Origin of the sequence: Microbacterium mcarthurae (genome assembly GCF_046064585.1) — a bacterium.
Taxonomy (GTDB): domain Bacteria; phylum Actinomycetota; class Actinomycetes; order Actinomycetales; family Microbacteriaceae; genus Microbacterium; species Microbacterium mcarthurae.
On sequence record NZ_JAROCE010000002.1, the window covers coordinates 717638 to 727966 of the forward strand.

Here is a 10329-nt window from a genome sequence, read left to right on the forward strand (position 1 = left end):
CGCGACGCGGGGATCACGCCGAGGGGCGCCCCTTCGGCGGGATCGGCTGCTGGTACACGTCGGGGACGTCGTCGCCGTCGGCATCCAGGTCCTCCGCGAGGGCGAGCTGCTTGTAGCGACGGTTGCGCACGAGGAGCACACTCGCCGCCAGCAGGGATGCCAGGAGCGAGGCGACCATGATCGCGATCTTGGCGTCGTCGGTGTGCGGCGAGCCCGCGGGGAAGCTCAGTTCGGCGATCAGCAGGGACACCGTGAACCCGATGCCGGCGAGGAGGCCGACACCGGCGAGGTCGATCCACTTCAGCGCGGGGTCGAGCCGCACCTTCGTCACGAGCGTCAGCACGCGGACACCCAGCAGGATGCCGATGGGCTTGCCGAGGACGAGACCGGCCACGACGCCGATCGTCACGGGATCCATGATCGCCCGCGCGAGGCCCTCGCCCCCGCCGACCGAGACACCGGCGGCGAAGAACGCGAAGATCGGCACCGCGATACCCGCCGAGAGGGGGCGGAAGCGATGCTCGAACTCTTCCGCGAGGTCCATGCCGTTGGTCTCGGGGCGTCGGCGCGAAGGGGCGACCGGGATCGTGAACGCCAGGGCGACACCCGCGATCGTGGCGTGGACGCCCGAGGCATGGAGGAACGCCCACGCGGCGAAACCGATCGGCAGCAGAACCACCCACGCGGCCCAGCGGTGGCGCGCGAACCAGGCCCGACCCCGATGGGCGATGACGCCGTAGATCGCAACGAGCACGGCGAAGACCGCGAGGGGCAGGAGCGAGATGTCGCTGGTGTAGAACAGCGCGATGATCGCGATCGCGATGAGGTCGTCGACGACCGCGAGCGTCAGCAGGAAGATGCGCAGCGGACCCGGCAGATGAGAGCCGACGAGCGCGAGCACCGCGACGGCGAACGCGATGTCGGTCGCCGCGGGAATCGCCCATCCGGCCAGCAGGCTCGGCTGCGACGCCACGATCACGACATAGATGAGCGCCGGTACCGCGACGCCTGCCGCGGCCGCGGTGATCGGAACGATCGCGGTGCTGAAGCGGCGGAGACTCCCCACGACGATCTCGCGCTTGAGTTCGAGGCCGACGAGGAAGAAGAAGATCGCCAGCAGACCGTCAGCCGCCCAGGCGCCCACGCTCAGCTCGAGGTGCCACGGCTCATAGCCGAAGCGGAAATCGCGCACGGCGAAGTAGGCGTCGGAGGCGGGCGAGTTCGCCCAGATGATCGCGGCGATCGCGGCGATCACCAACAGCATTCCGCCGACCGCTTCGCGGCGGAGGAGCGTCGTGACGCGGTGGACTTCGGCGTAGCCCGGCCAGCGCGGCGCGCGGACGTCGTTCTCGGTCATGGCATCCTTCGGGGTCGATCGACTGATCGTCGACCAGACTTCCCGACACGCCTCGACCATTCTACCGGGGCGTGACTGGGCGGCTCGTGAGTGCCGACACGACGCGGGGCGTCCGTGCGGATCGTCCGTGTCGTGGACGCCCCGTCCCGTCGTGTCGAGGTCAGTCCTCTTCGGGGTTGAAGTTCGACGCGGTGTCGGAGTGGCCTGCGGCCACACCGGTCTCCGTGTCGGGGATGGTGCCGTCGGTGCCGAGACCGCCGGGCTTGGGTGCCCCGTCGGTGTCCGACGGCGAGACCTCGACGTCGGCGCCTTCGTAGGAGTTCTCGTCTGCTGCGGCCTGCGAGGGGTCGTTTCCGGATGCCATGGCGTCCCTTTCTCGTCGTCGGTGGCGAGGCGCGAGCCGCCGTCGCCGTGTGGGCCGACGCTACCCGGGAGGGCAACACCGGCGAACCCGGTTGCGGCCGCGCGCCGGGTGTGGTGGGTCGGTGCGGGGTTCTCGGGGGATGCCAGGGCCCCGGCTCAGGACGGGTCGCCGCCCAGGGGGCCCACCGCGGGGATCGGGCCGCCGTCGTCGGCGCCGGTCTTGCGGGCGCGGGCGATGGCGTTCCCGAGGTGGTAGATGACCAGGGCGGCGGCCGAGCCCAGCACGATCGCGCCGAGTTGGAAGTCGCCCCACTGCACCGTGAAGCCCGCGATCGCCAGCACGAGCGCAACCGCACCCGTGTACTGGTTGACCGGACGGGAGAAGTCGACGCGGTTGTCGACCCAGATCTTGATGCCGATGATGCCGATCAGGCCGTAGAGGGCTGTCGTCACGCCGCCCAGCACTCCGGCGGGGATCGTGTTGAACACCGCCCCGACCTTCGGCGACAGGCTCAGCACGATCGCTGTCAGACCGGCCACCCAGTACACGGCGGTCGAGTAGACGCGCGTCGCCGCCATCACGCCGATGTTCTCGCCGTACGTCGTCGTGCCCGACCCGCCGAACGCGCCCGCGAGCGTGGTGGCGGCGCCGTCGGCGATGAGCGCGCGCCCGGTGGAGCGGTTGGCCGTGGCATCCGTCATCGCCGCCACGCCGCGCACGTGCCCGACGTTCTCGGCGACCAGCACGAGCACGACGGGCAGGAACATCGCGATCACCGACCACGTCTGCGGCGAGGCGAAGTCGGCGATCTGAAACTCGGGGAGACCGACCCAGGGGGCCGCCTCGACGGCGTCGAAGTCGATGAGCTGCTCGCCCGTCCCGACCTGGATCAGCACCGTCGCGACGTACCCGACGATGACCCCCAGGAAGATCGAGATGCGGCCGAGGAACCCGCGGAACAGCACGCTGAACAGGATCACCGCGACGAGGGTGACGGTCCCCGGCACCGGCTGCACCTGGAAGTTCTGCCACGCGACGGGCGCCAGGTTGAAGCCGATGAGGGCAACGATCGCCCCCGCGACGACGGGCGGCATGACCCGGTCCACCCAGCCGAGCCCGGCGAACTGCACGACGAAGCCGATGGCCATGAGCAGGATGCCGACGGCCACGATGCCCGCGAGAGCCGAACCGAATCCGGCGGTCGCGGTCGCCGCGGTCACCGGCGCGATGAACGCGAACGACGAGCCGAGGTAGCTGGGGAGCCGGTTGCGGGTGACGAGGAGGAACAGCAGCGTCCCGACGCCCGAGAACAGCAGCGTCGTCGACACCGGGAACCCGGTGAGCACGGGCACGAGGAACGTCGCACCGAACATGGCGATGACGTGCTGCAGGCCGATCGCGATCGTGGCGCCCCAGTTGAGTCGTTCGCCCGGGGCGACGACCGCGCCCGGTGCCACGGTGCGCCCGTTTCCGTGCAGCTTCCACTGGAACATGTGTTTCTCCTCGCGGTGGGGGTGGGGGCGTGTGCGCTCGCCGGGCGACGCGCCGCCGTGCGCCGCCGTGTGGCCCCGGCGAACCCGGGGCCTCAGGACGTCAGGCGCTCGAGCAGTTCGGCGTAGCGGGCGCGCGTGCGCGTCACGATGTCGTCGGGGAGGGTGGGGGGCTCGCCCTGCTTGTCCCAGTGGGCGGCCAGCCAGTCCCGGACGATCTGCTTGTCGAAGCTCGCCATGCGCGCGGCGGGGGTCGTGCCCGTGCGCCAGGACTCGGCATCCCAATAGCGCGACGAGTCCGACGTCAGCACCTCGTCGGCCAGCGTCAGCACGCCCTCGGCGTCAAACCCGAACTCGAACTTCGTGTCGGCGAGGATCAGCCCGCGCTCCTCGGCCGTCGCGGAAGCCCGCCGGTAGATCTCGAGCGACACGTCGCGCAGCGCAGCCGCAGTGTCTTCGCCGACGAGCTCGACCGAACGCTCGAACGTGATGTTCTCGTCGTGCTCTCCCATCGGAGCCTTGTACGCCGGCGTGTACAGCGGCTCAGGCAGACGGTCGCCGTCGCGAAGACCCTCGGGAAGCGGGATGCCGCACACCGTGCGCGTCGCCTGGTACTCGGCCCAGCCCGAGCCGGTGAGGTAGCCGCGCACGACGCATTCGATCGGTTGCATGTCGAGCGACCGCACGATCATGGCGCGTCCGCGCACGGCATCCGGAATCAGCTCGTGCGGTTCGTCGCCCACGAGGATGTGGTCGGCCGCCAGGTGGTTCGGGATGCCACGTTCCCCGTCAGCACCCGCCAGCTGATCGAACCACCACAGGCTGAGTGTCGTCAGCAGCACGCCCTTGTCGGGGATGCCGGGGCTCAGGACGTGGTCGAAGGCGCTGACCCGGTCGCTCGCGACGACCAGCAGGTGCGCCGGCTGGCCCCCTTCGGCGGTGTCGGCGGGGACGTAGAGGTCGCGGACCTTGCCCGAGTAGACGTGGCGCCAGCCGTCGAGGGCGGGAGGGGGAGCGGGGATCACCCGCTCATTATCGCGGGTCGTTCGCATGGCCGATGGCCGTGAGGACACAGATTTTGCCACATCGGGGCGTGCGGCGCCCGCCCCCCTGTCCTCCCACGGCAAGTAGGTACCGTCGAAGAATGACCGAGGCGAAACCCGACACCGAGGCATCCGTCGATCCGCACGCCGGAAGCACGCACCGCACCCTCCGCGGGTGGGTCTTCTGGCCCGCCGCCGCGATCGCGCTCGTGTTCATCGCGTTCGCGCTCCTGTTCCCTTCCGCCGCGGAAGCGGCGTTCGGTACGTTGCAGACCGCGATCGTCTCGGCGTTCAACTGGTACTACGTGCTCATCGCGGCGTTCTTCGTCGTGTTCGCGCTGACCATGGGCTTCAGCCGCTTCGGCCGCATCAAGCTCGGCGCGGACGACGACGAGCCGGAGTTCTCGACGATGTCGTGGTTCGCGCTGCTCTTCGCCGCGGGCATGGGTATCGGGCTGGTGTTCTACGGGGTGAGCGAGCCGCTCAGCCACTTCGCGTCGCCCCGGCCCGGCGTGGAGGGAACCGAGACCGAGCTCGCGCAGCAAGCCATGTCGCAGACGTTCCTCCACTGGGGCGTGCACGCGTGGTCGATCTACGTCGTGCTGGGACTCGCGCTGGCCTACGCCTTCCATCGGCGAAAGCGCCCCCGGACGATCCGCTGGGCCCTCGAGCCGATCCTGGGGGCGCGGCTCGTGCAGGGCGCGTGGGGGAACGCCATCGACGTCGCCGCTCTCGTCGGCACGCTCTTCGGCGTCGCGACCTCGCTCGGTCTCGGCGTCATCCAGATCAGCGCCGGCCTCGAGTTCTTGAACGTGGTGCCCACCACCATCGTCAGTCAGGCGATCCTCATTGGCATCATCACCGGTTTCGTGCTGTTCTCCGTGCTGTCCGGCGTCGGCCGCGGAATGAAGTGGCTGTCGAACATCAACCTCGTGCTCGCGGGCTTGCTCATGCTGTTCCTGCTGTTCGTCGGACCCACCGAGTTCCTCCTGCGCGACGTCGTGCAGTCCATCGGCAACTACATCCAGAACTTCATCGGTCTGTCCTTCACCGTGAGCGCGTATTCCGGCGAAGCCGGCGTGGCCTGGCAGGGCGCGTGGACCGCGTTCTACTGGGGCTGGTGGATCTCGTGGGCCCCCTTCGTCGGCATCTTCATCGCGCGCATCTCCCGCGGACGCACGGTGCGGGAGTTCGTCACCGGCGTGATCCTGGTGCCCACGCTCGTCGGCATCCTGTGGTTCACGGTGCTCGGTGGATCGGCGATCTACGCAGAGCTGACGGGATCGGCGACCTTCGTCGGCGAGGACGGAACGGTGGATGTCTCGACGGCGCTGTTCCAGCTGCTGGAGACGGTGCCCGGTTCGGCGATTCTGACCGTCGGATTCCTGATCCTCATCGGGATCTTCTTCATCACCTCGGCCGACTCGGGCGCGCTGGTGATGAGCATGATCGCCACGGGCGGGGAGGAGACGCCCCCGCGGTGGACCCGTATCTTCTTCACGCTCGCGACGTCGGTGATCGCGCTCGCGCTGCTGATCGCGGGCGGACTGACGGCCCTGCAGACCGCGGCGATCAGTATCGCGCTGCCCTTCAGTCTCGTGCTGCTCGCCATCTGCTGGGCCACGGTCGTGGCGTTCCGGCGTGAGATCAAGGCGTACGACCGCGTCCAGCGGGCCCGGTTCCGCGACCAGATCGGCGAGCACTACGGCCTCGAGGTCGAAGAGGCCAACCAACGCGGCATCTTCGGGTTACCCGCGTGGTGGCGGCAGCGCCGCGCGTCCGCGACCGACGCCGACGGGTCGTAACGCCCCCGCGTGACACGGGCGCTCGCGGCGTGCCCGCGCGCCCGTGTCGTGCGTGCGCCGGTGTGGCGTGTCGAGTGTCCAGGACACGCGGATGCCTCGTGGGGTCGTCCGCGTGTTGTGGACACTGAGTCGGGGGTCGTGCGGGCCGGTGCCGTGCGTGCGCCCGTGTGGGTGTTGAGTGTCCAGGACACGCGGATGCTTCGCGGGGTTGTCCGCGTGTTGTGGACACCGAACGGGGGTCCGGCCGGGCGCCGCGCCCGCCGCGCGCTCGCGTCTCCCGCACCGCCCTTGACGCGCGCGCAATGCGTTATAGTCCATGTGGACTAGTCGTCAAGGACCATGGAGGGGTGGATGCCGGACAGCACGCGTCTCACGCCGCTCGCGGTCATGCTCTTGGCGACCCTCCGCGAGGGAGACATGCATCCGTACGAGATGCTGCGACTGCTGCGCGATCGCCGCGACGACCGCCTGGTCCCGCTGCAGAAGGGTACGACCTACCACACGATCGCCCGCCTCGAACGGGACGGCCTCATCGCCGAGGTGGGCGTCGACCGCGAGGGCAACCGTCCCGAGCGCACGACGTACACGCTGCTCGACGCGGGCCGGGATGCCGTGGAGGCCTGGGTGCGGGCGGAGCTGCCGCAGATCGACCGGCCGAGTGATTTCCGGGTCGCGCTCGCCGAAGCCCACAACCTCGATCGCGACGACGTCGTCGCCCTCCTCGACCGGCGCCGGGAACTCCTCGTCGCTTCGCTGGCGGAGCACCGTGCGGGGCTCGCCCGGGCGCGCGAGCGCGCCGTCGCGCGCCAGTACATGGTCGAGGTGGAGCGGCAGGCCGCTCTCCTCGACGCCGAGCTCGCGTGGCAGGACGCGCTGCACCGGAGCCTTACCGACGGCACCCTCCCCTGGGGTGTCGACGGCCCTTCTCACCCCGAACGATTCCGCGTCTCGAAGGAGACCCCCGCATGACCGACTCCCGCGCCGCATCCGTGGCATCCGCTCCGCCCGAACGCAGCCCGTGGCCCGCCCTCTGGGCGCTCGTCATCGGCTTCTTCATGATCCTCGTCGACACGACGATCGTCTCGGTGGCCAACCCGGCCATCAAGGCGGCCCTGGACCCCTCGACCAACAACCTCGACAACGTCGTGTGGGTCACGAGCGCCTACCTGCTCACCTACGCCGTCCCGCTCCTGGTCACCGGACGCCTCGGCGATCGCTTCGGCCCCAAGAACATCTACCTCGTGGGCCTGGCGATCTTCACCCTCGCCTCGCTCGCGTGCGGTCTCGCGACCTCGCTCGAGACGCTGATCATCGCGCGTGCCGTTCAGGGACTCGGCGCCGCGCTCATGACGCCGCAGACCATGGCCGTCATCACCCGCACGTTCCCGCCCCAGCGCCGCGGGGCGGCCATGGGGCTGTGGGGAGCCACCGCCGGGGTGGCGACGCTCGTCGGCCCTCTCGCCGGCGGTCTGCTCGTCGACGGACTCGGGTGGGAGTGGATCTTCTTCATCAACATCCCCGTCGGGATCATCGGCTTCATCGCGGCGCTGGTGCTCGTGCCGCAGCTGCCCACGTCGACGCACAAGTTCGACCTTCTGGGGGTCGCCCTCAGCGCCGTCGGTCTCTTCCTCATCGTCTTCGGGCTGCAGGAGGGCGAGCACTTCGACTGGGCCGCGTGGATCTGGGTCATGGTCGTCGCCGGCGTGCTGGTGATGGGGCTGTTCGTGTGGACGCAGGCCCGCACGACCAGCGAGCCCCTCGTGCCGCTCGACCTGTTCCGTGACCGGAACTTCTCGATCGCGAACCTCGCGATCGCCGCGGTCGGCTTCACCGTCACCAGCATGGCGCTCCCACAGATGTTCTACCTGCAGCTCGCGCGCGGACTGACGCCGACCGAGTCGGCGCTGCTGCTGATCCCGCTGGCGATTCTCTCCGGCGCGCTGGCCCCGTCCGCTGGAAAGCTGCTCGACCGCACCGACCCGCGCTTCCTGCTCGTGCCGGGGCTGCTGCTCGTGGGCGGTTCGCTGGTGCTGTACGCCGTGCTCATCTTCGGCGATGCGCCCATCTGGGCGTTCCTCATCCCGTCCGCGCTGATGGGTGTGGGAAACGCCGGCATGTGGGGTCCGCTCGCAACCACCGCGACCCGCAACCTGCCGCCTCGTCAAGCCGGTGCCGGCGCAGGCATCTACAACACGACCCGTACCGTCGGGTCGGTGGTCGGTTCGGCATCCATCGCCGCCTTCATGCAGGCGCGCCTCGAGGTGAACCTGCCGGGGGCGGGGGATGCCGCGGAGAGCTTCGGTTCCGGAACGCTCCCGGCCCCGGTGGTGGAAGGGTTCTCCACCGCCATGGGTCAGGCGCTGCTGTTGCCGATCGCGGTGATCTGCCTGGGGCTGATCGCGGTGCTGTTCATGCGGCGCCCGTCGGTGATCCGGCCGCACGGCTCGCCGCGGGACGCCGCGCCCGCCGCGGCACAGGGCGCCCCGGCATCCGCCGGCGAGTGAGCCCGCCGGCCCCCGGGGTTGGACGAGACTTCATTGCGCTGACGACTGCCGTGACAGCTGCGGGCGTTTCGTCGGCGGGATGACGTCTCGCGGGCGCCCCCGGAGTTGCCGAGACTTCATCGCGTTGACGACCGCCGCGCAGTCTGCGGGCGTTTCGTCGGCGCGATGACGTCTCTCCGGCGCCCCGGGGTCGCCGAGACTTCATTGCGCTGACGCCCGCCGCGCAGTCTGCGGGGGTTTCGTCGGCGCGATGACGTCTCGCGGGCCAGAACGGGCGGGGTCAGTCCTCCACGACGCGTGCGGCGATGTCGGAGCGGTACTGGCCGCCCTCGAGACCGATGCGACCGAGGGCCTCGTACGCGGCGGTGCGGGCCTCGCGGAACGTCGTCCCCAGCGCGACGACGTTGAGCACCCGGCCCCCGGTTGCGTGGAGTTCGCCGCCGCGCAGCATGGTCGCAGCGTGCGCGAGGTGCACCCCGTCGACCTCTTCGGCGTCGTCGAGACCGCGGAGGGGGCGGCCGGTGATCGGCGCCTCGGGGTACCCCTCGCTCGCCAGCACCACGGTGACTGCGGTCGCCTCGGCGAAAGCGGGACGCGGCTGGTCCTCCAGGGTGCCGGACGCCGCGGCCATGAGCAGCGTCGACAGAGGGTCGATGAGGCGCGGCAACACGACCTGAGTCTCGGGGTCGCCAAAGCGGGCGTTGAACTCGATGACCTTCACACCCGCCTCGGTGAGGATGAGCCCGGCGTACAGCAGTCCGATGAACGGGGTGCCCTCGGCATCCATCTGTCGGATCACCGGCTCCGCGATCTCGCGGGTGACCTGGTCGACGAACTCCTCTTCGCCGCCGAAGCGCTGCGCCAGCCAGGGCAGGGGTGAATACGCCCCCATCCCGCCGGTGTTCGGGCCCTCGTTGCCATCGCGCAGGCGCTTGAAGTCCTGCGCGGGGCTGAGGGGCAGGACGCTGTCGCCGTCGCTGAGGAAGAACAACGAGACCTCGGGGCCGGCGAGGAACTCCTCGATGAGAACGGGACCGGTCGGCAGATACGCCTCGGCATGCGCGAGGGCGGCGGCGCGGTCGGACGTGACGATGACGCCCTTGCCCGCGGCGAGCCCGTCGGCCTTGACCACGTGCGGGGCGCCGAGCTCGTCGAGCGCCGCCTCGACCCCGGCGAGATCGTGCGCGCGCACGGCTCGTCCGGTCGGCACGCCCGCGGCATCCATGATCCGCTTGGCGTACGTCTTCGAACCCTCGAGCTGCGCCGCCGCCTTGCCCGGACCGAAGACCGGGATGCCGCGGTCGCGCAGCGCGTCGGCGACGCCCGCCACGAGGGGAGCCTCGGGGCCGATCACGACGAGGTCGATCGACTCGGTCTGCGCGAACTCCGTGACGGCGGCGGGGTCGTTGGCGTTGAGCTCGACGACGTGCGCGTCGCGGGCGATGCCGGCGTTGCCCGGGGCGGCGTAGATCGCGTGCGAGACCTCTTCGGAGCGCAAGGCGAGGATGATGGCGTGCTCGCGCGCGCCCGAACCGAGGACCAGGATTCTCACGCCGCCAGCCTATCGACCGCCTGTCGCGCCCGCCGCCGCGGGCCGAACGCACCGCCTCCCGCCGCCGCGTCCCGCCTCCCGCGGCCGCGTCCCGCCTCCCGCGGCCGCGTCCCGCCTCCCGCGGCCGCGGCCCGCCTCCCGCGGCCGCGTCCCGCCCCGTAGTGGGTCCCGGAACCGCGGAAGCAGCCCCGGCCCCCCCGCGTGTCTTGGACAA

Annotated in this window: 8 protein-coding genes; 3 read left to right on the forward strand and 5 right to left on the reverse strand. The window is 70.5% G+C overall.

Annotated features, from left to right (window positions below):
• Positions 1-13: 13 nt before the first annotated feature.
• The 4 genes from nhaA to P5G46_RS10000 all read right to left on the reverse strand — a co-directional run bounded on the left by nhaA (position 14) and on the right by P5G46_RS10000 (position 4263).
• On the reverse strand, positions 14-1357 hold the full coding sequence (gene nhaA / locus P5G46_RS09985; RefSeq protein ID WP_408905612.1) for a Na+/H+ antiporter NhaA: 1344 nt from the start codon (positions 1355-1357) through the stop codon (positions 14-16).
• Between the two features lie 160 nt (positions 1358-1517).
• Entirely contained in the window at positions 1518-1721 is a 204-nt protein-coding gene (locus tag P5G46_RS09990) for a hypothetical protein (protein WP_239276015.1), read from the reverse strand.
• A 155-nt stretch (positions 1722-1876) separates the two neighbouring features.
• Entirely contained in the window at positions 1877-3214 is a 1338-nt protein-coding gene (locus P5G46_RS09995) for a uracil-xanthine permease family protein (protein ID WP_408905613.1), read from the reverse strand.
• Positions 3215-3306: 92 nt separating this feature from the next.
• Positions 3307-4263 carry a phosphoribosylaminoimidazolesuccinocarboxamide synthase gene (locus tag P5G46_RS10000; RefSeq protein ID WP_408905614.1) on the reverse strand — a complete coding sequence of 319 codons (957 nt, stop codon included), beginning with the start codon at positions 4261-4263 and terminating at the stop codon, positions 3307-3309.
• 92 nt (positions 4264-4355) lie between these two features.
• Between P5G46_RS10000 and P5G46_RS10005 the strand changes: the two genes are divergently transcribed.
• The 3 genes from P5G46_RS10005 to P5G46_RS10015 all read left to right on the forward strand — a co-directional run bounded on the left by P5G46_RS10005 (position 4356) and on the right by P5G46_RS10015 (position 8563).
• Positions 4356-6059, forward strand: a complete 1704-nt coding sequence (locus P5G46_RS10005) for a BCCT family transporter (RefSeq protein ID WP_239276018.1) — start codon at positions 4356-4358, stop codon at positions 6057-6059.
• 351 nt (positions 6060-6410) lie between these two features.
• Positions 6411-7028 (forward strand): PadR family transcriptional regulator, encoded by a 618-nt coding sequence (locus tag P5G46_RS10010; RefSeq protein ID WP_239276019.1) that lies wholly within the window; start codon positions 6411-6413, stop codon positions 7026-7028.
• A complete protein-coding gene (locus tag P5G46_RS10015; RefSeq protein WP_375094877.1) occupies positions 7025-8563 on the forward strand; it encodes a DHA2 family efflux MFS transporter permease subunit in 1539 nt (512 codons plus the stop codon). The genes P5G46_RS10010 and P5G46_RS10015 overlap by 4 nt, the downstream gene beginning before the upstream one ends.
• Before the next feature lie 280 nt (positions 8564-8843).
• Here the strand turns inward: P5G46_RS10015 and purD are convergent, their stop codons facing one another.
• Positions 8844-10115 carry a phosphoribosylamine--glycine ligase gene (purD, locus tag P5G46_RS10020; protein ID WP_408905615.1) on the reverse strand — a complete coding sequence of 424 codons (1272 nt, stop codon included), beginning with the start codon at positions 10113-10115 and terminating at the stop codon, positions 8844-8846.
• Between the last annotated feature and the right edge of the window lie 214 nt (positions 10116-10329).